The 25,550-nt window shown below is 67.2% G+C and carries 24 protein-coding genes; 13 read left to right on the forward strand and 11 right to left on the reverse strand.

What is annotated here, in order from left to right:
- Positions 1–9 precede the first annotated feature (9 nt).
- Positions 10–1,380 (reverse strand): DUF1254 domain-containing protein, encoded by a 1,371-nt coding sequence (locus tag IBX22_RS24385; RefSeq protein ID WP_194818040.1) that lies wholly within the window; start codon positions 1,378–1,380, stop codon positions 10–12.
- Positions 1,381–1,513: 133 nt separating this feature from the next.
- Between IBX22_RS24385 and IBX22_RS38335 the strand changes: the two genes are divergently transcribed.
- The gene (locus IBX22_RS38335) at positions 1,514–2,152 is read left to right on the forward strand and encodes a TetR/AcrR family transcriptional regulator (RefSeq protein WP_309234771.1); all 639 of its coding nucleotides are present in this window, start codon (positions 1,514–1,516) and stop codon (positions 2,150–2,152) included.
- A gap of 21 nt (positions 2,153–2,173) precedes the next feature.
- Here the strand turns inward: IBX22_RS38335 and IBX22_RS24395 are convergent, their stop codons facing one another.
- Complete coding sequence (locus tag IBX22_RS24395; protein ID WP_228539384.1) at positions 2,174–3,073, reverse strand: LysR family transcriptional regulator; 900 nt, start codon at positions 3,071–3,073, stop codon at positions 2,174–2,176.
- A 70-nt stretch (positions 3,074–3,143) separates the two neighbouring features.
- Between IBX22_RS24395 and IBX22_RS24400 the strand changes: the two genes are divergently transcribed.
- Together IBX22_RS24400 and IBX22_RS24405 are read left to right on the forward strand one after the other, a co-directional pair.
- The gene (locus IBX22_RS24400; RefSeq protein WP_194818041.1) at positions 3,144–3,533 is read left to right on the forward strand and encodes a VOC family protein; all 390 of its coding nucleotides are present in this window, start codon (positions 3,144–3,146) and stop codon (positions 3,531–3,533) included.
- Positions 3,534–3,599: 66 nt separating this feature from the next.
- Positions 3,600–4,853: an alpha/beta hydrolase gene (locus tag IBX22_RS24405; protein ID WP_194818042.1), complete on the forward strand. Its 1,254-nt coding sequence runs from the start codon at positions 3,600–3,602 to the stop codon at positions 4,851–4,853.
- A gap of 25 nt (positions 4,854–4,878) precedes the next feature.
- Here IBX22_RS24405 and IBX22_RS24410 read toward each other — a convergent pair whose 3' ends face one another.
- A complete protein-coding gene (locus IBX22_RS24410) occupies positions 4,879–6,093 on the reverse strand; it encodes a saccharopine dehydrogenase family protein (protein WP_194818043.1) in 1,215 nt (404 codons plus the stop codon).
- Between the two features lie 91 nt (positions 6,094–6,184).
- Positions 6,185–6,859 (reverse strand): TetR/AcrR family transcriptional regulator, encoded by a 675-nt coding sequence (locus tag IBX22_RS24415; RefSeq protein ID WP_194818044.1) that lies wholly within the window; start codon positions 6,857–6,859, stop codon positions 6,185–6,187.
- 103 nt (positions 6,860–6,962) lie between these two features.
- Between IBX22_RS24415 and IBX22_RS24420 the strand changes: the two genes are divergently transcribed.
- Positions 6,963–7,565 carry a maleylpyruvate isomerase family mycothiol-dependent enzyme gene (locus IBX22_RS24420; protein WP_194818045.1) on the forward strand — a complete coding sequence of 201 codons (603 nt, stop codon included), beginning with the start codon at positions 6,963–6,965 and terminating at the stop codon, positions 7,563–7,565.
- A 17-nt stretch (positions 7,566–7,582) separates the two neighbouring features.
- Here IBX22_RS24420 and IBX22_RS24425 read toward each other — a convergent pair whose 3' ends face one another.
- The 3 genes from IBX22_RS24425 to IBX22_RS24435 all read right to left on the reverse strand — a co-directional run bounded on the left by IBX22_RS24425 (position 7,583) and on the right by IBX22_RS24435 (position 11,307).
- Positions 7,583–9,955 (reverse strand): glycoside hydrolase family 65 protein, encoded by a 2,373-nt coding sequence (locus IBX22_RS24425; protein WP_194818046.1) that lies wholly within the window; start codon positions 9,953–9,955, stop codon positions 7,583–7,585.
- Positions 9,952–10,689: an HAD family phosphatase gene (locus tag IBX22_RS24430; RefSeq protein WP_194818047.1), complete on the reverse strand. Its 738-nt coding sequence runs from the start codon at positions 10,687–10,689 to the stop codon at positions 9,952–9,954. Before IBX22_RS24430 ends, IBX22_RS24425 begins: the two co-directional genes overlap by 4 nt.
- Before the next feature lie 72 nt (positions 10,690–10,761).
- Positions 10,762–11,307 (reverse strand): DUF3558 family protein, encoded by a 546-nt coding sequence (locus tag IBX22_RS24435; RefSeq protein WP_194818048.1) that lies wholly within the window; start codon positions 11,305–11,307, stop codon positions 10,762–10,764.
- Positions 11,308–11,441: 134 nt separating this feature from the next.
- Between IBX22_RS24435 and IBX22_RS24440 the strand changes: the two genes are divergently transcribed.
- Positions 11,442–11,942, forward strand: coding sequence for an HAD domain-containing protein (locus tag IBX22_RS24440; RefSeq protein WP_309234772.1), 501 nt, complete (start codon positions 11,442–11,444; stop codon positions 11,940–11,942).
- On the opposite strand, the gene IBX22_RS24445 is transcribed toward IBX22_RS24440, so the two are convergent.
- Positions 11,939–12,133 (reverse strand): TetR family transcriptional regulator, encoded by a 195-nt coding sequence (locus IBX22_RS24445; protein WP_228539386.1) that lies wholly within the window; start codon positions 12,131–12,133, stop codon positions 11,939–11,941. The two genes, IBX22_RS24440 and IBX22_RS24445, sit on opposite strands and share 4 nt — an antisense overlap.
- Before the next feature lie 22 nt (positions 12,134–12,155).
- Here IBX22_RS24445 and IBX22_RS24450 point away from each other — a divergent pair, with 22 nt between their 5' ends.
- Complete coding sequence (locus IBX22_RS24450) at positions 12,156–12,620, forward strand: DUF4383 domain-containing protein (protein ID WP_194818860.1); 465 nt, start codon at positions 12,156–12,158, stop codon at positions 12,618–12,620.
- Positions 12,621–12,674: 54 nt separating this feature from the next.
- On the opposite strand, the gene IBX22_RS24455 is transcribed toward IBX22_RS24450, so the two are convergent.
- Positions 12,675–13,352, reverse strand: coding sequence for a phosphodiesterase (locus IBX22_RS24455; RefSeq protein ID WP_194818050.1), 678 nt, complete (start codon positions 13,350–13,352; stop codon positions 12,675–12,677).
- Between the two features lie 153 nt (positions 13,353–13,505).
- On the opposite strand from IBX22_RS24455, the gene IBX22_RS24460 reads away from it, so the two are divergent.
- Complete coding sequence (locus IBX22_RS24460; protein WP_194818051.1) at positions 13,506–14,261, forward strand: SDR family NAD(P)-dependent oxidoreductase; 756 nt, start codon at positions 13,506–13,508, stop codon at positions 14,259–14,261.
- 22 nt (positions 14,262–14,283) lie between these two features.
- Positions 14,284–15,729, forward strand: coding sequence for a serine/threonine-protein kinase (locus tag IBX22_RS38340; RefSeq protein ID WP_194818052.1), 1,446 nt, complete (start codon positions 14,284–14,286; stop codon positions 15,727–15,729).
- Positions 15,730–15,753: 24 nt separating this feature from the next.
- Here the strand turns inward: IBX22_RS38340 and IBX22_RS24470 are convergent, their stop codons facing one another.
- On the reverse strand, positions 15,754–16,608 hold the full coding sequence (locus IBX22_RS24470) for a polysaccharide deacetylase family protein (protein ID WP_309234773.1): 855 nt from the start codon (positions 16,606–16,608) through the stop codon (positions 15,754–15,756).
- A gap of 318 nt (positions 16,609–16,926) precedes the next feature.
- On the opposite strand from IBX22_RS24470, the gene IBX22_RS24475 reads away from it, so the two are divergent.
- Positions 16,927–18,495, forward strand: coding sequence for a putative glycoside hydrolase (locus tag IBX22_RS24475; RefSeq protein ID WP_228539390.1), 1,569 nt, complete (start codon positions 16,927–16,929; stop codon positions 18,493–18,495).
- A 394-nt stretch (positions 18,496–18,889) separates the two neighbouring features.
- On the opposite strand, the gene IBX22_RS24480 is transcribed toward IBX22_RS24475, so the two are convergent.
- Positions 18,890–20,098, reverse strand: coding sequence for an acetyl-CoA acetyltransferase (locus tag IBX22_RS24480; protein WP_194818054.1), 1,209 nt, complete (start codon positions 20,096–20,098; stop codon positions 18,890–18,892).
- A 317-nt stretch (positions 20,099–20,415) separates the two neighbouring features.
- Here IBX22_RS24480 and IBX22_RS24485 point away from each other — a divergent pair, with 317 nt between their 5' ends.
- The 4 genes from IBX22_RS24485 to IBX22_RS24500 all read left to right on the forward strand — a co-directional run bounded on the left by IBX22_RS24485 (position 20,416) and on the right by IBX22_RS24500 (position 25,529).
- A complete protein-coding gene (locus IBX22_RS24485; protein ID WP_309234774.1) occupies positions 20,416–21,552 on the forward strand; it encodes a helix-turn-helix domain-containing protein in 1,137 nt (378 codons plus the stop codon).
- Positions 21,553–21,649: 97 nt separating this feature from the next.
- Positions 21,650–23,119 (forward strand): carotenoid oxygenase family protein, encoded by a 1,470-nt coding sequence (locus IBX22_RS24490; protein WP_194818055.1) that lies wholly within the window; start codon positions 21,650–21,652, stop codon positions 23,117–23,119.
- 168 nt (positions 23,120–23,287) lie between these two features.
- Positions 23,288–24,286, forward strand: a complete 999-nt coding sequence (locus IBX22_RS24495; protein ID WP_194818056.1) for an LLM class F420-dependent oxidoreductase — start codon at positions 23,288–23,290, stop codon at positions 24,284–24,286.
- A 34-nt stretch (positions 24,287–24,320) separates the two neighbouring features.
- Complete coding sequence (locus IBX22_RS24500) at positions 24,321–25,529, forward strand: acetyl-CoA C-acyltransferase (protein WP_194818057.1); 1,209 nt, start codon at positions 24,321–24,323, stop codon at positions 25,527–25,529.
- The last annotated feature ends 21 nt before the right edge of the window (positions 25,530–25,550 follow it).

Below are 25,550 nucleotides of genomic sequence, written 5' to 3' on the forward strand. Positions count from 1 at the left end.
GCCTATTCGTCAGAGCAACGGAGTGAGCGCGGGCGGCTGCCAGCGCCCGTCCAGCGCCTCCGATTTCGGCGCGTACACGCGCATGGTCAGGCTGAACATGCCCGCGGCCGGAATCGGCAGCCAATTGCCCTGGGGTACAGCCGGACCGGGATCGTCGGCCTGCACCGCGAGATCGACCGAACCGTCTGGGTTCGTCACGACGCCGGGCCCGACGGCGTAGATGCCCGCGGCATTGGGCACCAGATAGCTGTCGTTGGTGTAGGCGGTCAGTGACCAGAACGCGTCGTTCGGAGGGAGCTGACCTGGGGCGAAGTGCAATCGGTAGCGCTTCAGCGGCCCGGCGGTGAGCGCTTGAGTGTTGAGATAGATGGCGTCGCGGCGCAGATTGGCTCCGAGGCCGACCTGCGCGATGGTGGCCCGGGCCAGATAATCGGTGCCGTAGACACCGACGACTTCGGGTGTGAACCACCGATTCTCGGCTCCAACTAGAACCTGTCCCAGGAGCGCTGCCTTGATCTGCGCTTTCGCTACCTCTAGCGCCCGGTCGAGGATCCCGCCGGAGACCGTGGCGGTGTAGCGCCCCGGAGTAATCCCGATTGACGCGAACCGCTCGAGCACCGGCGCGTCGTCGGCTGCGGGCGGGTTGTCACCCATCACCGCGCACAGCCGGCGGAAGAAGGTGTCAGCGTCCATGCCCGCCACCACGTCCGGCGGCCGCGGCCCGCCACCGAGATTTCCGAGCCCGGCGATGCTCGTGCCCGGGCCCGCCGCGCCCCAGCTGCTCAGCGGGCTCAGCCGCAACTGCTGCTGGATGTCGTGCACAGCGGCGAGATCGGCGGGGCCGTCGACCTGAATCCGGCCCAGCAGCCAGGCGGTCGCGGTCTTCATCGGCAGCTGGGTGACCCCGGCGGGCAGGCTGCCGGTCCAGCCCGGGCCGGTGATCGCATAGGTATAGGGCGGCGCGCCGAGCGGGGCGATACTGCTCGGGTCGTGTTCGCTGTTGGTCCACATGTCGAGCACCTGCATCAGCCAGTACCGGCCGTCGCTCATAGCGGGCACCTGCATCATGACCGGCTCGGTGCGCAGATCGAGCCAGGCCTGCGAATACAAGGTGTCGAGGTTGGGGCGCACCACGTAGGTGCTGTCCGGGGTCGGCGTCGCGGCGACATTGGCGAGCCGGTTGAGCGGAAGGTGCTTGACCGAGGCCTCCCGGGTCACGTCCATCAGCACCAGCGGATACCCGAAGATGTAGGCCTGCACCGCGGCGGCGAGCGGATCACCCGGGTCCGCGGCCGCGCGACCGGATAACCCGGCACCGGCCACCGCGGCCGCGCCCAGCGCGAGCATGGAGCGTCGGGAGATAGGTCGCCATCCGGTCATCCACGGGTCCTTTCCAAAAAGCGTGTGCCGCATGATGGCATACGGCGCACAGGGTAAACCGAATGTGGTTCGGGATTGGCGACCTGTCTCGGCTGGCGGTTCAGAAGTCCTGACCGCTGGTTAAGGTCAGGCGGTGGTGCAACGTGGTGCTTATTCGAAAGGTATTGCCAAGCGGGAGGAAATCCTCACCGCGGCGCTCGACATCGTGGCGCGCAACGGCTACAGCCGGGCGACGGTGCGCGAGCTGGCCGACGCGGTAGGGCTCAGCCAGACCGGGCTGCTGCACTACTTCGGCACCAAAGAGCAGCTGTTCACCGAGATCCTGCGTCGCCGCGACGAGGTGGATCAGCGTTTCTACGGGGATCCCGATGCCGAGGGGCTGCCGGACATGGCCGGGGGCCTGCGGCGGCTGGTCAGCCACAATGCCGAGGTCCCCGGCCTGGTGCAGCTGTTTTCCCGGTTCTCCTCCGAGGCCGCCGAGCCCGGCCACCCGGCCCACGATTTCTTCCGCGATCGTTATGCGACCGCGCGCGAGGGGATCGCGCAGGGCGTGGAGCGGCTGCGTCAGGCCGGGCGGCTACCGGAGGATCTCGACGCGGACCGGGTCACGGTCCTGATGCTCGCGGTCATGGACGGCCTGCAGATGCAGTGGCTGTATGACCAGGATGTCGACATGGCCGAGCACATTGCTTACTTCTGGCGCCTCCTCGAGGGGGCGGGAGAGCGCGGTGTCCAGCCTCTCACCGCCGTGTCGACTGAGCCGCCACCCTGAAACGTTCGCAACGAGTCACTGCTAGAGCGCGAGTGGGCCCGTGTCCTCGATCGCCTGCGCGAAGGCGCGGATGAGGCTGGTCTCGGTAGCCGTGCGCCAGATCGGTGCCCACTGTGCCAGCGGAGCGTCGGTGATTGGGACGTAGGCGATTTGCGGGTGGGTGTGATAGCGCGTGGCTTGGGAGTGCACGGGGGACACCGCTTCTCCGGAGGTGAGGATCGGTGTCATCTCCAACATGTTGGTCACGATCGGACCGATCCGAATCGGCCGCCCGCTGGGTGTGCGCGTCGGGACGAGTCCCTCGCGCCAGTAGTCCGGCCGGGCGCCTCCCATCACGGTCAGGTCGCCGAGATCCTCGTAGGTCACCCAGCCGCGTTCAGCAAAAGGATGGCTTGCGGCGATGGCAAGCATCACCGGTTCGGTGTAGACGACCGGGCCGGTGGTGAGATCCGGCTCGCGCACCGGTAACCAGACGATGCCGATATCGAATTCGTCGCGTCGAAGCTTGCCGAAGGGATCGTCGAAACCCATGAAGCGGACCTGTAACTCGCATTCGGGATGCCGGGAGGTAAACAGGTCAAAGATCGGTTTCAGGTCGAACTGATTGGTAGTGATCATGGCGATCCGCAGCTCCGCGGTTTTGCCGCGTGCTGCGGTGGCGGCACGATCCAGGCTTTCCTGTAACCCCCGATAAATGGGGCGCAGATCGTCGTAGAGTTGCTTCCCGATCGGGGTCAGCGTGACCTTCCGGCTGGACCGCTCGAACAGGGCACCACCGATGCGCCGCTCCTGCTTTTTGATCGCCTGGCTGACGCGGGCCTGGGTAACGTGCAACCGCTCGGCCGTCCTGCCGAAATGCAACTCTTCTGCTAAAGCCAGGAAGATCTCGACATCCCGAAGCTCCACCTGACCTGCTTTCATTACCGCTGAGTAATGGCAGATTACCGGATCGGCCGTTGCTCGAGACATCTCGCACTATCAGGGTGAAGTCATGATCGTCATGAGATCCACCTTGTCGCTGATGGTGGATGACCCGCCGGCATCCAGTCGCTTCTTCACCACCTATCTCGAGTATCACGAATCCGCCGTCACCGGGGACCATGTGCGTCTGACCCGTTCGGACGCTGCCGTGGAGATCGTGCTGCGAACGCGCACCCACGCCGATGTCGCTGGACGGCTGCGTGACGAACGGCCCGGCGAATTCGTCGTGTCGTTCACCGTGCCCGACGTCGCCGCCGAGTACGACCGGCTCCGCCGCGCGGGAGCGCCCATGGCGGTGGCGTTGCGCGAAGAGCCATGGGGCGACCGGCTTTTCCAGCTCATCGATCCGAACGGCATCGTGGTCGAACTGGTGCAGTGGATTCCACCCGCAGGTGCCTGAGCGGACACGGCGGCCGAGCCGCGAACTCCAGCTTCACCCGAACCGACACATCCCGGAGTTGTTGTCATGACCACCGAAATCGTTTCTACACCAGCACAATCCGAACCGCGGCCCACCAACCCGGACCGACCCACCCGATCCGTCGGCATCCGGATTCTCCGTTTCCTCGGACTGTTTATCGCGTGGACGTTGTGCCTGGCGACAATCCTTGCGGGGCTTGTCTTCTTCGCGCCGCGGATACCGGGGCGCGCACCGCAGGATGTGGTCAGCATTGCCGCGCTCATCGTCCCGTGGCTGACCGCACCGCTGCTCGTCATGCTGCTGCTGACCGTGCTGATCGTGGCGGCGGCATGGTATTCCGGCCGCCGCATCCTCCTGACTGCCGGTGCGCTCGCGATCGTTCTCGGGCTGCTCCTGATCATCACTCCGTGGTGGTCGGCGCGCGGCACGGCGGCAACACATGGAGCAGCGCTGTCATGGTCGGAGTTCTTCCATACACCGGCCGCGCCGTCGCCCACCGAAACCCGCACCTACCAGCGAATCGAGAATCAGGACCTGGCCGCCGACATCTACCGCCCGCAGCGGCTTGCCCCGAGTCGGCCGGCGCTGCTGTATGTGCACGGCGGCGGCTGGAACTCGGGCACCCGCGCGGACAGCGCACCATGGTTCGAATGGCTTGCACAACAAGGGATCACCGTGTTCTCGATCGACTACCGACTTGCCCCGCCGCCACGGTGGCAGGACGCGGTCGGCGACGTCAAATGCGCACTCGGCTGGATCCGCGCCAACGCTGCCGATTACAGCATCGCACCATCCAACGTATCCATCGCCGGTGACTCAGCGGGCGGCCAACTGGCCATGATGGCCGCCTATACCATTGGCGACCAGCAGTTTCCGCCATCATGCGCGGTGCCAGAGGCGCCCGTCCGATCTGTGATGGGCTGGTACGCGCCGACCGACCTGCCCGCTCTGATCACACACACTCGTATGCCCAACAGCTTGGAAAACTATCTCCAGGACTACCTCGGCTCCGACCTCGAGACCCAGCGCGCCCGAGTCGAACAGATATCGCCGATCAACCACGTGCGTCCCGGCCTGCCACCGACGTTGCTTATCCAAGGCGGCATCGACCGCATGATCCCCGATACCCAAGCACCCGCACTCGCGGACCGGTTGCACGCGATGAACGTGCCCGCCGAAGCCGTCGTCATCCCATGGGCCGATCACAATTTCACCGGGCAATGGGGCAGCTGGGGATCTCAGATCTTGCGACCTGTCGCGCTCGATTTCCTGCAGAAGTACGCGATCAACGTGAATTGACATCCGGAGACACGTTCTTGCGCTCTCAGTCGTTCGCGGCGAAGAAGGCCGTCAGTAGCGACGTCTGAAGGTTGGCCGCGTTTTCCCGTGCGCTGCACCAGGATCGGGTTGTCGCTGTCATGGCGTCGGGTGCCGGGCTGCCGATGCAGTGCGGAGCCAGGGCCGCGAAATACGCATCGGGGTCGAGCAGGGTTTCGGGGGTGTGCACGCCGGGTGCGGCGGTCATCGTCGTCATCTGCAAGGCGGCGACGGCCAGCGGCACACCGGTGTTCACGGCCATGGTGCGCCCCGGAACCTGCGCGAGTGCGCTTGCGACAGTGGCTTTTTCGCCCGCCCTGGTGCCGGTCGCGAGGGCGAACAGCGGGGGTAACGCGCCGGATCCCATGCCGCCCGCGGGCAGGAACCCCGTGCCCCGATACGCCAGGTGGGCGGCGCGCTCTGGGCTGAGCAGGCGGCGATCGACCGACAGCCGCAGCGCCCGGCACATCGTGATGAGCAAGCGGCCACCGGTGATGAGATTGGTGTTGTGCCGCAGCTCCGGGAACGCCCGGTGCAAGGTCACCGCCTCGGGATGGCCGAAGCTCCAACCACTTCCGACTCCGATGCCCGGATAGTCGAGGGTGATCTCCTCCAACGCGGGCCGGTCGGTCAGCTCGCCGTCGCGGGTGACCTTGATAGTGCCGGTGATCTGCTGAATCGCGTGCAGGTAGGCGGCATTGGGTTGTTTGGCGCCGGAAGGCGCTGGTTCTCCGGCATCTTCGCCGTTCCAGGCGGTGACCAGCGACTCGACGGTGTCGAGTTCACGCGCGGCCGTGACCGCGAGCAGATTCGAGACCCCGGGGCTGGCGCCCATGCCGACGAGTGCGACAACGCCTGCGGCCCGGGCCCGTTCGTGCATGTCGAGCATGGCGAGGGTCGGCTCCCAGTCGTCGCAGATGTCGACATAGTCGCGCCCGGCCTCGATGGCCGCCGTCAGAATCGGCACCCCGAACCGAAAGTAGGGTCCGACGGTGTTGAGCACCAGATCGCATTCGTCGAGCGCCGCCCGCAGCGCCCGCCGGTCGGTGATGTCCAGGCCGAGCCCGGAAGCCTTGTCGCCCACGCTCTTCGCGACCGTCTCGGCTGCGCCCGCTTGCAGGTCGGTCACGACCAGGTGATCCACCGCCGGGGCGTCGGCGAGCACGCGTGCGGCGGCTCGTCCCATCAGTCCGGCGCCACCCAGCATCAAGATCTTCGTCATCGCGGAACGTCCCCTGTCGAAATGATCAACCTGATAGTGACTATCAGGTTGATTCGACTATACGTCTCTTGGGAGAAATTGCGAGGAGCTTTCAGTTTTTGCGACGCGCCCGGGCTGCGGGGGCCGGGAAGCCGAGCACGGCCTCGGCGCTGCGGATCAGCGCCTCGATGGCGTAGGCGAGCGCCTCGGCCAGCGGCAGGTCGAAATCGGTCTGCATCCAGTAGTCGAGCGCCGCGTCGAAACCCCAGGCCAGCATGGCCGCGAGCAGCCGGATTTGCAGATCGGCGGGGTCGCGGCCGATGCGCGCGCCGACCACTCGACGCAGCACGTCCTCGAGCTGGCGGGTCTCGCGGGCCAGGCCGTCGCGGACGTCGGGCTCACTGGCCACGTAACGCATGCGGCGCCGGATGCGTTCTTCGTCGGCGGCCAGTTCGCGGATCAGCGCGGGCACCGATTCGCGGATCTCCTCGACGAATTCCTGCGGCGTGACCACCTGGTCGCTGTTCTGGCTGAGCAGCTCGATGAGCTTCGGGTCGTACTCGTCCCAGAGGATCAGGGCCTCTTTGGTGCCGAAATAGCGGTAGATGGAACTGGGGGAGACGTGCGAAGCGGCGGCCACCTGCTCGACGGTCACCGCGCGGAAACCCTGCTCGTCGAAAAGATCCAGTGCGGCGCGCTGGATTTCGCGCATGGCCTGCAGTTTCTTGCGCTCCCACACCGAAATCGGGCGTGCGGAGGTGGCGGCGTTCGGCGCTGAACGAGACATCCGTCGAGCGTACAACCGGTGGAATAGCACAGCCCGCCGATGAATTTCGGCGGGCTGATCGGTCTGTATGGAGAGCGATCATCGACCCGGGAGAATGCGAATCATGGACCGTGAACAGATCCAGGAGCAGGTACGGAAAGAGCGGCTGGCGCTGGCGGACTTTCTCGAGGGTCTGAGCGCGGAGGACTGGGCGCGGCCGTCGCTGTGTGCGGGGTGGACCGTGCACGAGGTGCTCGCGCACGTCACGCTGTCGAACCGCGACACGCTGCGGACCGTCGTCGTGGAGGTCATCCGGGCCCGGGGGAATTGGGACCGGGCCAACGCCGACGCGGCGATCCGCCGGGCAGCGCAGTTCACGCCCGCGGAACTGATCGCGCAGCTGCGTGCGGGGGCGGACAACCATCGGCGCTCACCGGGCGCGGGGGTGCTGGATCCGCTGGCGGACATCATCGTGCACGGGCAGGACATCGCGCGGCCGCTCGGGCGGACGTTGCGCACGTCTCCCAAACAGGTGATCGCGCCGCTCGAGTATGTGCTGGGCAGCATGTTCTACGGCGCGAAGAAGCGGCTGCGCGGTAAGCGGCTCGTCGCGACCGATGTGCAGTGGAGTCATGGGGACGGGGCGGAGGAAGTCCGCGCGCCGGTGGTCGACTTGCTGATGATCGCCACCGGGCGGACCGTGGATCCGTCTCTTCGCTCAGGATGACAGGAGCGGCGTTGAGCTCAGGGCTTCGTGCCCTGGTTCGTCGCTTGTTTCCGGTCGTAGGGTGCGCGCCCTGCGGGTAGCGCGGGTGCGGGTTTCGGCTCCAGGTGCGGAACCTTCAGCGTGACAGGCGATTCGGTGAGTTCGAATGGTTCGCCGTGATGCTGGAGGGTCAGGGGTTCGCCTTCCAGCAGCCGGTAGGTGGCGGCCTCGCGGGTGATCTCGACCGCTATCCGGCTGTCCCGCCAGATGATTCGGAACGCCAGCCGGTCGAGCTCCTCGGGTAGCCGAGGGGCGAAACATAGTCGGCCGCCGTTGGTGCGCATGCCGCCGAAGCCGCCGACGCAGCAGATCCAGGTGCCCGCCAGTGAGGCGATGTGCAGCCCGTTGGAGACGTTGTGATGCAGGTCGTGCAGGTCCGTCAGCGCGGCCTCGCCGAAATAGGCGTAGGCCAGGCTCAGGTGGCCGACCTCGGCGGCCAGTACGGACTGCGGGCAGGCCGACAGCGACGAGTCGCGCACCGTAAGTGCCTCGTAGTACTCGAAATTGCGGGCCTTCTGCTCCGGGGTGAACATCTCCGGGCGCAGATACATCGCCAGGGTGAGGTCGGCCTGCTTCACCACCTGTTTCCGGTACAGGTCGAAGTAGTGATAGTGCAGCAGCAGCGGATATTTCTCCGGCGGTGTCGCGGCGAAATCCCAGCGTGCGTGCCGCGTGCAGCCTTCGGACTGTTCGTGTACGCCCAGTTCCGAGTTGTACGGCAGCGCCATGCGTTTCGCCGCGTCCCGCCAGGCCGCGATCTCGGCCTCCTCGACGTGGAGCCGCCGGGCGATCTCCGGGCGGCGCACACAGGCCTCGGCCGCTTCGTGCAGATTCTGCTGCGCCATCAAGTTGGTGTAAGCGTTGTTGTCGGCCAGCGCCGAGTATTCGTCGGGCCCGGTGACCCGGTCGATCCGGAACGCACCCGTCCCGTCGAGGTGGCCGAGTCCGGCCCAGAGCCGGGCGGTCTCCACCAAAAGCTCGACGCCGCACTCGGTTTCGAACTGCTCGTCGCCCGTCGCGGCAATGTAGCGCACCACCGCGTCGGCGATATCGGCGTTCACGTGCACCGCCGCGGTGCCGGTCGGCCAATATCCCGATCCCTCTTCACCATTGATCGAACGCCACGGGAACATCGCGCCGGGCTGGCCCAGCTCGTGGGCCCGTTGGCGGGCCTGATCGAGGGTGGCGTGCCGCCAGCGCAGTGCGTCGCCGGCCGCGATCGGGTTGGTGTACATGAGCACCGGTAGCACGAAAGTCTCGGTGTCCCAGAACGCGTGGCCGTCGTAGCCCGGTCCGGTGAGGCCCTTGGCCGGTATCGCCCGGGTCTCGCCGCGCGCCCCGGCCTGCAGCACGTGGAACAGCGCGAACCGCACCGCCTGCTGCAATTCCGGGTCGCCGTCGATCTCGATATCGGCGTCGGCCCAGAATTTGTCCAGGTACTCGCGTTGCCGCTGGAGCAGCTCGTCCCAGCCGGTTTCCAGGCCCGCGGCCAGGGCCGCGTCCACTTGTGCGCGCAGCGCGGGCGTGGATCGGCGGCTGGACCAGCCGTAGGCGAGATACTTTGTCAGGCACAGCTTGTCGCCCTTGGCCACGTCGACGGCGACGGTCAGCCGGGCCAGGTCGTCCTCGGCGTGGATGTCGCAGCGCGGCGTCTCGGTCACCGCCAGTTCGTGGTGCATGCCCGCCGCCACCCGGAGCCCGGACCGCCGGGTGTGATGAGCCAGGACCGCACTGAAGTCTCGTGCCGCCGAGAAGTCCGCGACCAGCGGGCGATCCAGCACTGCCGCCAGCCGTGGATCCCCGGCCTGCGTCGGAACCGGTTCGTTGGCAAGCAGATCGGACTGGATGACCAGGTCCATGTCGTCGTCGAGCGGTTCCACTTCGTAGCGGATCGCCGCGAGCGCCCGATCGGTGAACGACACCAGCCGTTCGGAATTAATCCGTACGTTGCGGCCGGTGGGGGAGGTCCACACCGTGGTACGGCGCAGGGTGCCGGACCGGAAGTCCAGTACCCGTTCGTGTTCCACCGCTTTGCCGTAGCGCATATCCAGGGGCTCGTCCTCGACGAGCAACCGGATGATCTTGCCGTCGGTGACGTTCACCATGGTCTGGCCGTCACCGGGATAGCCGTAACCGCCCTCGGCGTAAGGGAATTCGCGTTTCTCGTAGAACCCGTTGAGATAGGTGCCGGGCTTGCCGACCGGCTCGCCCTCCTCGAAGCTGCCGCGTAACCCGATGTGGCCGTTGGACAGCGCGAAGATCGATTCGGTGCGATGCAGTGCGTCCAGATCCAGTCCGCACCAGCGCAATTCCCAGGGGGCGATGTCGAAGCCAGAGCAATTGGGTTTCATCGCCGCTCCTCCAGTTCGGTGAGATCGGTGACGACCACGTCGGCGCCGGCTTCGCGTAAAGCCTCGGCGTGTCTGCCGTCGCGAACCCGATCGACACCCACCACGTACCCGAACGCCCCCGCGCGCCCTGCCTCGACACCGGCGACCGCGTCCTCGAAAACCACTGCCTGCTCCGGCTTTACGTCGAACGCCTCGGCTCCGGCGACGAACGAATCCGGCGCCGGTTTACCTCGCAGCCCCCGGCGCGAGATCTCCACGCCGTCGATCCGGACATCCACCAGGCGAGCCAGATCCGCGGCGGTCAGCACCGCCTCGGCGTTCGCCGACGAAGTCACCACCCCGATACCCAGCCCGGCCGCGCGCAGCGCCGACACGTATCCCACCGCCTCCGGATACACCCGGATCCCGTCGCGTTCGATCACCGCCAGCAGCAGCTGATTCTTCTGATTGCCGACACCGTGCACCGTCGAATCCCCGGGCAGGTCATCGGGATTGCCCTCCGGCAACGTGATGTCCCGCGACTTCAGGAACTCCCGCACACCGTCGGCGCGCGGCCGCCCATCCACATATGCCAGATAGTCGTCGTCGCTGAACGGCTCATAACTGTCGCCTATGCGCCGGGCCAGAAACGCGTCGAACGTTTCCTTCCAGGCCCGCCGATGCACCTGCGCGGTATCGGTCAGCACACCGTCGAGATCGAACAATGCCACCGTGATCGAAGCTGGAAACCCCATACCCCGGAGCTTTCCCGGATCGAGCCCGGCAAACCGGACGCTGCCGGGAAATTGTGCTCAGGGTCGGTCGGGCTAGTACGCGGGAAGATGGACGTGCAGTCGGCGGGCCAGCTCCGCGACCTGCGCGCAGGAATCATCCACGGTTAGTGGCGAATGATTGGTTACCTCAAGGAAAACGGTGCCCTCGGTGGTGTCGAAGCCGACGCCGCAGGTGTTGCGCGCGGGATCGCGAGTTTCGGTCGCCGCCCGATCATCGATGGTGACCGGCTCGGACCCGGAGAGGAAACCCGCGGTGTCGGCGAGCTGCCGCAACGGCAGCGTATGCGAGAAGGCGTTGAGTTCCCCGTGCCCACCCCGCCACCGGCACCCTTTGTCGCCCTTGCCTTTAGCGCTCTCGGCCTGGTTGTCCTTGGTTTCCGGATCGAACCCGGCATCGTGCAAGATGTTCTCCGGAATCCCCACGCACGGATCCCACAACTCTGCCACACCCAAGGATTTGTGCTGCGCGAAATGCGCCCGACCGACCTGCGTTTCAGAGATCGAGCACGCCGCCGTCCACACGACCCCCACGGCCAGCGCCAGCAGCGTGAACTCTCTCCCACGTGCGCGAAACTGCATGCGATCGCCGCCTTCCGTGCCTCCGCCTCGAAGCGAAACCCGCTCGTCGAGGGCCCCATTCCCTGCCAATGGCAATCGTATAGCTAATCGATATCCGAATGCGGGACCACCGACGGCGGGCCTATCGTTCGAATGTGACCGCCCCGCGCCCCCTGCTCTTCCTCGATGTCGACGGCCCACTCATTCCATTCGGCGGCACCGCGCGGGAGTACTCGGAGTGGCATCGCGGCCCGGAAATCCCGGAGGGTGCGAATCCGCTGTTGGTACGGGTCGATCCGGCGCACGGTCCGCGCCTGGCGGCGTTGCCGTGCGAGCTGGTGTGGGCCACCACCTGGACCACAGACGCGAACGAATTGATCTGCCCGCGACTCGGGTTGCCCGAATTCCAGGTGGTGCTCTGGCCGGAATTCGACTCCGACGATGACCACCGATTGCACTGGAAGACGCGTGACCTGGTCGACTGGGCTGCCGGCCGCCCATTCGTTTGGGTGGACGACGAGATTACCGAGGCCGACCGGAGCTGGGTGGCGGCACATCATCCCGCGCCCGCGCTGCTCCATCGGGTCGACCCGCGCAAAGGCTTGGCCGAGACGGACTTCGTTACGGTCGCCGCGTGGCTGGCGCACCTGTCCTAACGCACCGATACCCCTGCCTCGGCGGCGACGGATTGAAATGTCGCGGCCTCCAGTCCGCCGGCCGCGATGACCCGGCGCGCGGCGTCGGTGATTTGCTGGCGAGGAAACGCGGCGCGGAGGTTTCGGTGCGATAGAGCCGGGCATTTCCGGCGCGAGTCGGGTATCTGCTCGGCGAAAGGAAGAACTGTCATGTCAACTTCTGCAATGAACACCATGCGGCGGTCACCGGTGCAGCTCGGCGCCCTGGCCGTGGGCGCGGTATTCCTTCTGGTCGGTGTACTGGGGTTCATTCCCGGTGTCACCTCGGGATACGACACGTTGGAGATGGCGGGCCACGAATCGCACGCCGAACTGCTCGGCGTGTTCCAGGTCTCGATACTGCACAATGTCGTGCACCTGTTGTTCGGGCTGGCGGGCTTGCTCGCGGCGCGGACCGCGCAGGCGGCGCGGATGTACCTGATCGTCGGCGGCGCGATTTATTTGGTGCTGTGGCTCTACGGTCTGGTCATCGATCGCGCCAGCGATGCGAACTTCATCCCGGTGAATGTCGCCGACAACTGGCTGCATTTCGTCCTGGGTATCGGCATGATCGCCCTCGGATTCCTGCTTCCACGCCTGGGAGCCCGGACCGGCGGGGATTTCACAACCGGCAACTACCCGGCGGGTCCGGGCGTCTGACAAGCAGCACAATAACTTCCGGCCACATCCTGTGCGGATGGGGCCGGAAGCGTGTTACGGGATCTGGCGCCGTCCGCGCCGGCTGCCGGTGTAGGCGAGCTCCCGGACGGTGCTGACGAGCTCCGGGACCATCCGCACACCCGGCGGGCAATGCAGGATCGGATCGAAATAGTCGACGGGATGCTCGACCGCCTCGTCCTGGCGCAATGTCAGCTCGGCGAACTTGCGGTGCGGTTTGGCATAGCTGCTCGCTGTGAGCAGGAACGTCAGGAAGTTCTCCCGCACATATCCGTTGATCGCGTCCAGCGAGGCCGAATCCGGTTGCGCGAGATCGGGTTCGGCGAAGATCCAGGTCGCGTCGGAGTCGTCGAAACGGTAGGGCAGCAGGCTGCCGTAGCGGGCGGTGCGCCAGCCGCGGGTGGGTGTGACCAGGAATCGGGTCAGGTTGCCGGTCCCGGTGGTGGCGAGCGCGAAATCCCACGGCCGGTTGTCGCGGGTGGGGACCCGGAAGGCGAGGCCGAGCACATCGGGCAGGCCGGCGGGCATGGAGGTCGCCTTGGACAGCCGCGCGGTCACCGGCTGATCGCCCACGCCGAACAGGTGCTCGAACTCGCTGTCGGCCCGGATTCGCCCGGTCAGGTAGACGCCGTCGGGATGGAACACCCGCGCGCCGCGCAATCGCGCCACCACTCCGAATGCATTCTCCACCACCGCTGCTGGGTACTGAGCCATCGGAGTTCCCTTCACGCGTCGAATGCGTCCTCTTTTCGACTGCCCGCACCAGTGCGTGGTAAACCGCGTTATGAGAAAGGTGTCTTGTTGAGAACCTGATGCCTTGCTGATATGAATGGTGCGCACACGTAGCGCTTGGAAGGACCGAAGCAGATGCAGATCCGCGACAACGTCGCACTTGTGGCCGGAGGCGCATCGGGGCTCGGTCTCGCCAGCGCCCGGCGTCTGATCGACGCCGGAGCCGAGGTCGTGCTGTTCGACCTGCCGGAGTCCGAAGGCGAAGCGGCGGCCAAGGAGCTCGGCGCGGTCTTCGTGCCCGGCGATGTCACCGACGAGGACGACGTGAGCGCCGCCTTCGACCGCGCCGACGAACTCGGACCGGTGCGCGCGGTGGTCAACTGCGCGGGCATCGGCCTGCCGGGCCGCGTCCTGACCGGCGACCGCGTAATGCCGCTGCAGGCGTTCCAGCTGGTCGTCGAGGTCAACCTGATCGGCACCTTCAACGTGCTGCGCCTGGGCGCGCAGCGCATCAGCCGCACCGATCCGGTGGCCGGCGAGCGCGGCGTCATCGTCAACACCGCCTCCGTCGCCGCGTTCGACGGGCAGATCGGGCAGGCCGCCTACTCCGCGTCGAAGGCGGGCGTCGCCGGGATGACGCTCCCGCTGGCCCGTGACCTGGCCGACCGGCTTATCCGCGTGGTCACCATCGCCCCCGGCATGTTCGACACCCCGCTGCTCGCCGGGCTTTCGCCGGAGGCCCGGGAATCGCTGGAATCCCAGATCCCGCATCCGCAGCGGCTCGGCGATCCGGACGAATTCGGTGCGCTGGTCGCGCATATCGTCGACAACCCGATGCTCAACGGCGAGGTGATCCGGCTGGACGGCGCGATTCGGATGGCATCCCGCTGACGGTGTGTGGTAGGCGTACAGGGTGGATGGAACACCGTTCGGCCGGTATCGACTCGTCGAGATGCTCGGCGAAGGCGGCATGGGGCAGGTGTACCGCGCCCTCGACACCGAGACCGACCGGGTCGTCGCACTCAAGGTGCTGCCACCGCATTTCGCGCACGACAAGGTGTACCGGGAGCGATTCCGGCGGGAAGCGCAGGCCGCGGCGCGGCTGAGCGAACCGCACGTCATCCCGATCCACCACTACGGCGAGATCGACGGCCGCCTGTACCTGGACATGCGCCTGGTCGAAGGCACCGACATGGGCTCGCTGCTGGTACTGGGCGGGCCGCTGCCACCGGCCAAAGCGGTGTCCTACATCGAGCAGGTCGCCGCGGCGTTGAACGCGGCACACGTGGCCGGACTGGTGCACCGCGATGTGAAGCCCTCCAATGTGCTTGTCACAGCCGCGGATTTCGCGTACCTGATCGATTTCGGGATCGCGGCGGGGACCGGGGAAACAAGCCTCACCACGACCGGCGCGACCATCGGCACCTTCGCCTACATGGCGCCCGAACGCCTCACCCAAGGCAGCTACGACGGCCGGGCCGACGTCTACTCGCTGGCCTGTGTGCTGTACGAATGCCTCACCGGGGCAAAGCCTTTCCCCGGCGAGAGCGCTGAACGGCAGATCGCGGCACACCTCACCGAGCCGCCGCCCAGGCCGTCGAACGGGAATGTTTCACCCGCGTTCGACGAGGTGATCGCGGGCGGGATGGCGAAGGATCCGGCGCAGCGATACCGGACAGCGGGGGAGTTGGCAGCGGCCGCACGCGCGGCAGTCGTTGCGCCGCAGCCGGTTCGGGGCGCTCCGGCCACGGTTTTCAATCCGGCCCGGTTCGACCCGACCGAGTTCAATCGGAACCCATCGCCGGAACGTCCCCGTCGCTCCGGACGGACCGGAATCATCGTGGCCGCAGCCGCTTTGGTGGCCGCGCTGGTGGTCGGTGCGGTGCTCATCAGCCAACTCCAGGGCTCAGGCGGGTCGGCGGCGACCACCAGTGTGCTGCCGCCCAGCATTCCATCCAGCACGTCCGAGAAGACATCCGACTCGACGTCGACCACGACCCGAACCACTACCACCACGACCACTGCTGCCCCGGGCCCACCACCACCGCCGGTAGCGGACCGCATCGCCGCCTTCGTCCAAGACCATTACGCCCTACTGCCCGGCAACGCGGCTGCTGCCTGGGCCCGTCTCACCCCCCGCTACCAGAACTACATCGGTGGCTACTCCGCCTACCAAAGCTTCTGGACCACGGTCGCTTCGGTCGCAGCACAGGTCACCGCCACGGACCAGAACCAGCTGACCGTCACCTACCAACTGACTCTGCGCCACGACAACGGCAACGTCGCGACAGAATCGCGCATCGCCAGACTGGTTCCCTCCGGCGACACCTATCAAATCGACAGCGCCGAACTCACCTGACGAGATCCTTCGCTCCAGGGCGGGTCAGTAGGGGTTGGCCTGGGTGGCCCAGGAAGAGGACAGGGCGGCGGCGTCGGGGGCGGGGAAGCTGATTTCGGCGGGGGTGCCGTCGGAGGTGTAGCGGAGGGTGGGATTGGCGGCGAGCCAGTTGAGCCAGTGGGCGGAGTCGAAGGGGACTTCGCCTTTGCCGGAGCGGATTCGGGGGATGCCGGTGGGATCGATTCGGCCGTAGGGGGAGGGGGCCGGGTTGGCGCCGACGAGCATGACCGCGTCGAAGCGGTAGGTCGTGCCCTCCCAGGCGCCGGTGCTGGCGAGCGCCTGGTCGGCTGGTGAAATTCCCAGGGGTAAAGCCATGGTGCGCACCGGTTTTCCGGGGACCGCCGCTTGGATGGCGTGGACGTTCTCGGCGAATTCACGCTGGACTCCGGCGCCGTCGAGGCGGGCGAGGTTGGCGTGGCTCGCGGTGTGGGAGCCGACCTCGTAGCCGTGTTCGGCGAGCCAGGTGAGGGCGCGCGGGTTGTTGCCGAAGGGTGCGTTGTTGACGTAGAAGGTGGCCGTCGGGCGGAAGTCCGGGTAGCGGGTGCGGAATTCTTCGAGGATGCCGACCGCGGAGTCCGGGGCCGGGGTGCCGTCCGGGCCGAAAGTGAACTGGCTCAGGGTGGAATCGTCGAAGGTGAGCACCACCGGGTGGGTGCCGGCCGGGATGTCGATGGCGCCGGAGATGTAGTCGGCGGCTGTCACCGGGCGGTAGACCTCGCGGTAGAGGCGTTCGAGTTCGTCCCGGAATTCGGCTGGGGTCTGGTCGTATTCGCCGGTCGGCGTGGGCAGCAACTGGTGGTACATCAGCACCGGGACCAGGCCGAGTTCGTTGGCGTGCACTTGGGCAGGGTCTGCGGTAGGGGCGGGTGGGACCGTCGTCGGTGGGGGCGGTGGTGGTGGTGGTGGTGCGACCTGCGGTTCCGCACTCGCGCAGCCTGCCGCCGCAAACATCAAGGCCACCAACACACTTCGCACCATCCCACGCGCCACCGGCTCACGGTACGGGTGAATCGTTCGGCCGGGTGACCGGTCGGTGAACCTGCGACCAATTCGCAATCCGGGAATAACGATGTGCTGCACAAGATCGTGGAAAACCGGCGACGGGCGCGGCGGCCCGGGGATAGTAGAGTCCCCCCGAGACGAAAGTTGGTGTGCGCGTTGCTGAAACGGGTCCCGCAGTCCGGTCGTCAGCGGACAGTGCTGGTGGCGGTCGCGGTAGTGGTGGCGGTCGGGGTCGGGGCGATCGTGGTGGGGGCGATGCGGGGGTCGCCCGGCGAGCTCCCGGTAGCCGGGTTGCCGGAAGGGCCGGTCAACGCGCAGGCGCTGGCGGACATGGTGATTCGGGTCGACGCGAGCGGGCAGGACCCGCGCGCGGTGCGGGTCGAGGTGGACGGCGAGCCCGTCACCGGCACGGTCGAGGGTGAGACGGTGGTGGTCCGGCCGGGTCCGCGGACCGACGGCGTGCACCAGTTCACCGCCACCGTCCCCGGCGGTTTCCTGCGCAGCGGCCCCGAGACAGCGAAGAGCTTCACTGTCGACACCACCGCGCCGGTGGTGCTGATCACCGCGACGCCGCCGATGACCTCCTACCGGCAGCCGTTCGTCGTGCGCGGCACCGTCCAGGGCGCGCAGCAGGTGACGCTCGGCACGCAGCCGATCACCCCCGCCGCCGACGGTTCGTTCGAGGTCACCATGCCGCACGCACCCGTCGGCGCGGAAGTGAAAGCCGTGGACGCGGCGGGCAACACAACGACGGTGCCGGTCAACGCCGCCGTCGAGATCCCGCGCACCCGCGCCGTGCACGTCACCGCGCACGCCTGGTCGCACGACGGCCTGCGGGAAAGCGTGCTCGACCTGGCCCGGGCCGGCCGCATCGACACCGTGCAGCTCGACATCAAGGACGAGGACGGCGTCATCGGCTACGACTCGCAGGTGCCGCTGGCCCGCGAATCCGGCGCCGCGACAACGATTTACGACGCACCCGCCGCACTGCGTCAGCTGCACGAGATGGGCTTGCGGGTAGTCGGCCGGATCGTGGCGTTCCGGGACCCGACAGTCGCCGAGTGGGCCTGGCACAGTGGCCGCCGCGACTGGGTGGTCCAGAACGCCGGCGGCCAGCCGTACTCCAGCCACTACGGGCCGATCGCGTTCACCAACTTCGCGAACCCCGAAATCCGCAGATACAACATCGATCTCGCGGCCGAAGCGGCGAAACTCGGCTTCGACGACATCATGTACGACTACGTCCGCAGGCCCGACGGCCCACTCGGGCAGATGCAATTCCCCGGTTCCCCCACCGATCCGACCACCTCGATCGCGGAATTCCTGCATGAAAGCCGCGATCCGGTCCATCAGGCGGGCGCTGTCCTCGGTGCGGCCGTGTTCGGCATCGCCTCCACCCGCCCGGAGCAGATCGCCCAAGACATCCCGATGATCGCGAAGTACGTCGACTACGTCGCACCGATGCTCTACCCGTCACACTGGAACCCCGGCGAATACGGCGTCGCCAACCCCAACTCCCAGCCCTACGACATCATCTTCGCCTCCCTCGGCGACTTCATCAGATTGACCGAAGGCACTGGCGCGGAAGTCATCCCGTGGCTCCAAGACTTCAGCCTCGGCGTCACCTACGGCCCCGCCGAGGTCCAAGCCCAGATCGATGCCAGCGCCGCCGCCGGAATCGACAGCTACATCCTCTGGAGCCCCAATGTCCGCTATCACCTCTGAGCGGCACACGGTTGCGGCGAACGCCGAATAGCCCCTCCAAGGCGTGGCACTCGCGGTGGTCCGCGGGTTCGATGGACCGTCGTCGACCGTGGCCCTGGCGGATCGACGCCAGGGCTGCCGCTGGCGTCGAGGGCGACATCGTTCGAGCCTTACCGCCAGGTATCGCCTCTGCGAGTTGGTGAGTGGCACATCGCTGCGGCGGACGTCGAGCAGGCTCTCGAGGGTGTGCCACTCGGGCGCGAGATCGACGCCCGTGTTGCCGTTGGCTTCGCCATCCTTTGGGGGCCATGCCGTCAGATATTGCCCCCAGTTGGTGAGCGGTGCATGCCTGCGGCGAACGTCGAATATGCCCCTGTGGGGTGTGCCATTCGTGGCGGTCAGCGGCCGGTTGGGGTTAGGTGGCGGGTTCGACTATGAAGGAGGCGGTTGTGGTGGTGCTGCCGCCGAAGTTCAAGGTGGCGGCGCGGCGGGGGTTGGGGACCTGATTCGGAGCCTGGCCGGTGATCTGGTTGTGGCAGTCCAGGAGCATGCGGACGCCGGTGGCGCCGACCGGGTGACCGCCGCCGAGGAGGCCGCCGCTGGGGTTCATGGGGATTCGGCCGCCGATTTCGAGGTCGCCGTTGTCGATGGCCTGCCAGTTCTGGCCGGGGGCGGTGATGCCGAAATGGTCGATGGCGAGGTATTCGCTGATGGTGAAGCAGTCGTGGGTTTCGATGACGTCGAGATCGTCGACGCTCGCGATATCGGCGCGGCCGAAGGCGTCGAGGATGGTGGCGCGCACGTGCGGAAGTAGGTAGTCGTCGCTGCGGGAGAGTTTGGCGGACAACGGGAGTCCGACGGTGCGGTGGCCCCAGCCGGTGATTCGCGAGAGCGCTTCGGCGGCCGGATTGCGTTGGAGGAAGCGGGAGTTCACCAGGATCACCGCGGCAGCTCCGTCGGTCATCGGGCCGCAGTCGACCTTGTGCATCCGGCCTTCGACAACCGGGTTGGCGATCGGATCCGCGGTGAAACTCGCGGGACCGTATTCCCAGCTACGAGTTTGGGCGTTGGGGTTGGTGCGAGCGTTGCGTGCGTTGAGTTCGGCGATGGCCCAGAGCTTTTCGGGATCGAGCCCGTAGCGGCGATCGTATTCATCGGCGATCGCGCTGAACATGTACGGCCACATGAACTTCGCGCTCTGGCCCTCGTGCCCGGCCCAGGCCGCCGCGCCCATGTGCTGAGCGCCGATGTCCCCTGGGACGGTCTTCTCCAGTTCGATACCGATGACCAAAGCGCAGTCGTAGCGCCCGGATTCGAGATCTGCCATCGCCGCGAGCAGCGCGAGCGACCCGGACGCGCACGCCCCCTCGTGCCGGGTTGCGGGTACGCCCCACAGGTCCTCGCGCACGGTGGCGGGCAGTCCACCGAGTTGTCCTTGGCCCGTGAACAACTGGCCGAAGGCGTTGCCGACGTGGATCACCTGCACCTGGCCCGGATCGATGCCGGTGGCCGTGAAGGTGTGTTCGAGCGTTTCGGCCATGAGGGTCGAATTGTCGCCGCCCTCCTTGCTGATATTCCGCGCGAAGTCGGACTGGTATCCGCCCGCGATCCAAACCGAGCTCATGCGACTACCGCTTTCTATTGAAACTTGCCGCGACCGATGCGGGACCACAGCCGAGGGTGCAATTCACTACAGTTAATGAAGTACAGTGTTCGTCTAGGGAACGCAAGACCTGACCGCGGGCATCACTGCTTCGGCAGACTCGGATTTTGGTGAACACCAAGACCGGGGCATCGGAGTTGTCGCCAGGCGCTAGGTCCGACGCTGACCCGCGGTCCCAACTTCCGCGGAGAGGCGCGCGTCGGTTCCTGTGATTGACTGCTGGATAGGAAGGCCGACGCGTAGCGCTCCGCGCGGAGCGGGCAGTGGAGGAGGAGTTCGTGTCGCTGTCGGACGTGCGGCCGCCCGGCCGAGATTCGCGAGCTGCCGCTGCGATCGGCCCGGCCGCCGCAGTGATGGGCCCGGTTGCCGCCGCGATCGACCCGGCCGCCTCCGTGATCGGCCCGGCCGCCGCGATCAACCCGGCCCCCGCCATCAACCCGGCCCTCGCGATCGGCCCGGTTGCCGCCGCGATCGGCCCGGCCGCCGCGATCGACCCGGCCCCCGCGATCGACCCGGTTGCCGCCACCTTCGACCTGCTCGGCGACCGGCTCACGCTGGCCATCCTGCGCGACGCGTTCCTGCATGAGGCACGCCGATTCAATCAGTGGATCGAGCGCACCGGCGCCCCGCCCGCCATGCTGACTTCCCGGCTCAACGCGCTGGTAGACGCCGGTGTACTCCGCCGGGTTCCGCAGCCGAACGCCGTCGACCGGCACGAATACCTGCTCACCGACTTGGGTTTGGCGACCTGGGAGATCCTGATCTGTCTGTGGGGCTGGCACCGGGAATGGTCGCCGTCGGGTGCGCTGCAACCGGAACTGGTGCATACCGAGTGCGGGCATCGCGGGCCCACGGTGGTGATGTGCCGGGGCTGCGATGCCACCGTGACGCCGCACGAAACGGCGGTGGAGCTGCGGCCCGACGTGGTGTGGGCGCTCGGATCCAGTGGGCGCCGGCGGTCCACCCGGGCGCCGGAGGCGGCGCTGTCGGGCCGGGACATGTTCACCGAGGTGATGGTCGCGATCGGCGACCGCTGGAGTGCGGCGGTAACCGGTTTGGCGCTGGCGGGTATTCGCCGGTTCAGCGATTTCCGCGCGAACCTCGACATCTCCCCGACGACGCTCACCGATCGGCTCAATCGCCTGTGCTCGGCACAGATTCTGCGCAAATCCGGTGGCGGACGGGAGTATCGGCTGACGCCGCGCGGGCGGGCGCTGTTCGGGGTGTACGCCTTCCTGTTGTCGTGGTCGGCGGTCGCCTATCCGGGTGCGCGGCCGGGGGTGCTGATCCGGCACCGTACTTGCGGTCAAGCGCTGGTTCCGGCGCTGCGCTGCCGCGGCTGCGACGCGCGATTGGATCGTGCGGCAGTCGTTTTCGAGCCGCTGCCCGAGCAGTTGCGCGACCGCCTCGGCTGATTCGCCGCCGCACACTCGACCATCTCGCCTTTCTACTCTTGACACCCAACTCTGAGACCTGTATCACTTCATTAACTGTACTAACGAGGAGCAGTTGATGTCGCTGAACGAAGAGCTCGTCGCCCCCGCCGCGGAGGCATTCGCCAATCCGTATCTGGAGGGTCCCTACGCACCGACGCAGCAGGAGGTCACCGTCACCGGCCTGCCGGTGCTGCACGGTGAGATACCCGCGGACCTCGACGGTGTCTACGTGCGCAACGGCCCCAACCCGCAGTTCGCGCCACAGGGCCGCTATCACTGGTTCGATGGTGACGGCATGCTGCACGCGGTGCATTTCGAGAACGGCCGCGCCGACTATCGCAACCGTTTCGTGCGCACCACCGAGTTCGAAGCCGAGCGCGCGGCCGGAACCGCGCTGTGGCGCGGTGTGATCGAACCCTGGGACGACAACCCGCCCGGCGACCGCCGCGAACGCAATGCCGCCAACACCGACGTGGTGTTCCACCACGGCAATCTGCTCGCCACCTGGTACCGCGCGGGCAAACCCTATGCGCTGGACCCGATCACGCTGGAGACCCGCGGCGGCGACACCTTCGACGGCACGCTCACCTGCGAGATGTCGGCACATGCCAAGATCGACGAACGCACCGAGGAACTGGTCTTCTTCGACTACGGCATCCACACGCCGTACCTGCGCTACGGCGTCGCCGATCCGGGCGGCACCGTCACCCATTTCACCGGCATCGACCTGCCCGGCCCGCGCCTGCCGCACGACATGGCCATCACCGAGCACTATTCGATCCTGATGGACCTGCCGCTGTACAACGATCCGCGCGCGGCCGCGGCCGGCCGGTTCAAACTGTTCTTCGACCGGGAGCTGCCCAGCCGGTTCGCGATCCTGCCCCGCTACGGCGACGCGAGCACGGTCCGCTGGTTCGAGGCCGCGCCCGGCTACATCTACCACTCGGTCAACGCCTGGGAAGAGGGCGATGAGATCGTCCTGGTGGCCTGCCGGGTCTCCAAGCCGAGCCCCGTCACCGACCGCACCAACCCCCTGGCCCAGTTGCTCGCCTACCTGCGGCCCGAGGCGACGCTGCATCGCTATCGGTTCAACCTGCGCACCGGCGCGACGGTCGAGGAACCGATGGACGACGTGAACACCGAATTCCCCGCGATCGACCAGGGTATGACCGGGCATCGCAACCGCTGGTCGTACCAGATGCGGCTCTCGGTCGACCACACCATGTTGTTCGACGCGATCGTGAAATACGACGTGCTCACCGGCGTCAAGCAGACCCAGGAATTCGGCCCCGGCATCGCGGGCAGCGAAGTCACTGTGGTCCCGCGCCCGGGTGGCCGCGGCGAGGACGACGCGTGGCTGACCATGTTCGCCACCGATATCCGAACCGGCGACTCGGAGGTGTGGATCTATGACGCCGCCGATCTCGCGGCGGGGCCGATCTGCCGCCTCGGCATCCCGGTGCGAGTCCCCCTCGGCTTCCACGCCACATGGGTCAGCGGCGATCGAATGCGCGCTGCCGCGGCACCTTCCGAGATCCACAGCTGAGCACGGGCCTAGGGAGACTGCCGATGTGGTTCCATGTCCCCGCACTCGCCCGGCGGGAGTTCGTCCCGCCGTCGCGGCTCCCGGCGGATTCGGTCGAACCCGAGCCCAGAAGCCCTGCGGTGCAAGGAGTCCGGGCCGAAGTGCCACAGCACGGAGAGATCGTGTGCCATGAGTGACCGGCAACCGAGGCTGAGTGTCAGCCTGCCGTACTGGCAGGACCGGGACCCGCTGGAGGCCCTCGAAGTAGCCGACGCCGCCGACAAACTCGGCTACCACCAGCTGTGGGTCGGTGAAATGGCCACCTTCGACGCCTTCGCGCTGGCGACCGCGATCGGGGCCCGGCCCGGCGAAATTCCGTTGTGTCTCGGACCTTTCGCCGTCGACGTCCGAACTCCGGCGACGATCGCCATGGGGGCGGCCAGCGTCGCCGCGCTCACCGGGCGACAGGTCGACGTCGCCATCGGCACCTCCAGCACCGTGCTGGTCGAACAATGGCACGGCAGACAACGGCGTAGTCCCGCACGGCATCTCGAAGAATCGGCGCTGATCGTGCGCGGTCTGCTGGCGGGGGAGAAGGTCGACTTCATCGGACAGGTGGAATCAACGCGCGGGTACCGGCTGCGGCTGGACGCACCCACCTCGACCCTCACCGTCGCCGCCTTCGGCGCACGCGCGCTCGCCTGCGCGGCGCGGACCGCCGATCGAGTGGTGCTGAATCTGGTCACTCCGGCGCAGGTCCGCCGCTGCGTGGAAACGGTGTGTGCTGTCGCAGGGGACGAAAACCGGCCCGCCCCAAGGGTTGCCGTGTGGGTGACGGCCGCCGTTGATCCTGCGCCGGAAATCACGGCGACGGTCAGGCGCGGGATCGTCGGCTACCTGGCCGCCCCGGGGTACGGCGAAATGTTCGCCGAGGCAGGCTTCGGGGCGATCGTCGATCTGGCGCGCTCCGGTGCGCATCCGCGCGAAATCCTGGCCGCCATCCCCGACGAATTGACCCACTCGGTCGGAATGTTCGGTGACCGAGCGACAGTGGCCGGGCGTCTGGCCGAATACCGGGCCGCCGGAGCGGCAGAAGTCGTCGTCGTTCCGGCAACGTCCGCCGCTGACCCAGCTGGATTCAGAACGCTGGAAACCATCGTTCGTATCGACGACCAGGCGCAACCATGACACCGGCCCCAACCTCCGGCCCACGAGGACTGCGATGAACATCCCCGCGCACACCAGATCCCAGGCCTACATCTACGACGCGATCCGGCTACCTCGCGCTCGGGTCCGGAAGAACGGCGGCACGCTAGCCGATCTGCCCCCGTATGAACTCTTCGGACAGCTGCTGAACGCCCTCGAAACACGCTCACTACCAGTCGAACTCGTCGACGACGTGATTGTCGGTATCAGCACCGTCGCCGGTGAGCAGGGCGGTGATCTGGCGCGCGCCGCCGTGCAATGGGCGGGCTGGCCGGACACCATCCCCGGGGGCGTGGTGTCTCGCCTGTGCTGCTCGGGCTTGGATGCCATCGAAAGCGCAGCTGCCCGAGTAGCTTCCGGGATGGCGGATATCGTCGTCGCGGGCGGTGTGGAATCCATGTCCCGGGTCCCGATGCTCGCCGACCGGCCCGCCATCGCCACCGATCCGGACCTGGGCGAGCGCACCGGGTTCGTCACCATCGGCGTCTCCGCCGACCTCACCGCCGCCGTCTCCGGGATCACCCGCACGGAGCTGGACGCCTACGCGGTGCGCTCGCATCAACGCGCTCTCGCCGCTCCGCGCGGCAATTCGCTGATCCCGGTGCGCAAGGGCGAGGCGGTGCTGCTCGACGCGGACGAGGGCGCGCGGCCCGACGCGAATATCAAGGCCTTCGAACAACTTCCAGTACTGTTCGGTGACGACGCCGCCGCGTGGGAGCGAGTCGCCCGCCGACTCCCTGACGCGCCACGCCCGGCCGCGGGACTTCACACCTTGGCCACCGCACCCCAGCTCGCGGACGGTGCCTCCGCGGCGGTGATCGGAAACCATGCCGCCGCAGCACGATTGGGCTGCCAGCCGATTGCGATGATCGCCGGTACGGCCCAGGCCGCTGTGCGCTCCCCGTTGCTCACCGCCCCCACCCTCGCCGCAAAGGCGGCCCTGCACCGTGCCGGGATCACCGCCGCCGACCTGGACGTCATCGAGGTCAACGAATCCTTCGCCCTCACACCACTTCTCCTGACCCGCGACCTCGGCCTCGACCCGGCCCGCGTCAACCCCAACGGCGGCGCACTGGCAGTAGGGCACCCCCTCGGCGCGACGGGTGGAAACCTCCTCGCCATAGCCCTCGACGAGCTGACCCGCCGCGACGGCGAACACGCGCTGCTGACCATCCCCGCGGCACTCGGCCTGGCCTCCGCCGTCGTCATCCGCCGCCTCCGCTGAACTCCACCCCCAAATGCTCTC

This window comes from Nocardia sp. XZ_19_385 (assembly GCF_015355755.1).
Classification (GTDB): Bacteria; Actinomycetota; Actinomycetes; order Mycobacteriales; family Mycobacteriaceae; genus Nocardia.

Bases quoted from the DNA above. Each gene is read 5' to 3' on its own strand.
- IBX22_RS24400 (WP_194818041.1), top strand. From the start codon at position 3,144: ATGATCGTCATGAGATCCACCTTGTCGCTGATGGTGGATGACCCGCCG.
- IBX22_RS24385 (WP_194818040.1), bottom strand. From the start codon at position 1,380: ATGACCGGATGGCGACCTATCTCCCGACGCTCCATGCTCGCGCTGGGC.
- IBX22_RS24490 (WP_194818055.1), top strand. From the start codon at position 21,650: ATGTCGCTGAACGAAGAGCTCGTCGCCCCCGCCGCGGAGGCATTCGCC.
- IBX22_RS24455 (WP_194818050.1), bottom strand. From the start codon at position 13,352: ATGGCTCAGTACCCAGCAGCGGTGGTGGAGAATGCATTCGGAGTGGTG.
- IBX22_RS24460 (WP_194818051.1), top strand. From the start codon at position 13,506: ATGCAGATCCGCGACAACGTCGCACTTGTGGCCGGAGGCGCATCGGGG.
- IBX22_RS24480 (WP_194818054.1), bottom strand. From the start codon at position 20,098: ATGAGCTCGGTTTGGATCGCGGGCGGATACCAGTCCGACTTCGCGCGG.
- IBX22_RS24430 (WP_194818047.1), bottom strand. From the start codon at position 10,689: ATGGGGTTTCCAGCTTCGATCACGGTGGCATTGTTCGATCTCGACGGT.
- IBX22_RS24445 (WP_228539386.1), bottom strand. From the start codon at position 12,133: ATGACAGTTCTTCCTTTCGCCGAGCAGATACCCGACTCGCGCCGGAAA.
- IBX22_RS24425 (WP_194818046.1), bottom strand. From the start codon at position 9,955: ATGAAACCCAATTGCTCTGGCTTCGACATCGCCCCCTGGGAATTGCGC.
- IBX22_RS24495 (WP_194818056.1), top strand. From the start codon at position 23,288: ATGAGTGACCGGCAACCGAGGCTGAGTGTCAGCCTGCCGTACTGGCAG.
- IBX22_RS24395 (WP_228539384.1), bottom strand. From the start codon at position 3,073: ATGAAAGCAGGTCAGGTGGAGCTTCGGGATGTCGAGATCTTCCTGGCT.
- IBX22_RS24500 (WP_194818057.1), top strand. From the start codon at position 24,321: ATGAACATCCCCGCGCACACCAGATCCCAGGCCTACATCTACGACGCG.
- IBX22_RS24450 (WP_194818860.1), top strand. From the start codon at position 12,156: ATGCGGCGGTCACCGGTGCAGCTCGGCGCCCTGGCCGTGGGCGCGGTA.
- IBX22_RS24420 (WP_194818045.1), top strand. From the start codon at position 6,963: ATGGACCGTGAACAGATCCAGGAGCAGGTACGGAAAGAGCGGCTGGCG.
- IBX22_RS24410 (WP_194818043.1), bottom strand. From the start codon at position 6,093: ATGACGAAGATCTTGATGCTGGGTGGCGCCGGACTGATGGGACGAGCC.
- IBX22_RS24435 (WP_194818048.1), bottom strand. From the start codon at position 11,307: ATGCAGTTTCGCGCACGTGGGAGAGAGTTCACGCTGCTGGCGCTGGCC.
- IBX22_RS24405 (WP_194818042.1), top strand. From the start codon at position 3,600: ATGACCACCGAAATCGTTTCTACACCAGCACAATCCGAACCGCGGCCC.
- IBX22_RS24415 (WP_194818044.1), bottom strand. From the start codon at position 6,859: ATGTCTCGTTCAGCGCCGAACGCCGCCACCTCCGCACGCCCGATTTCG.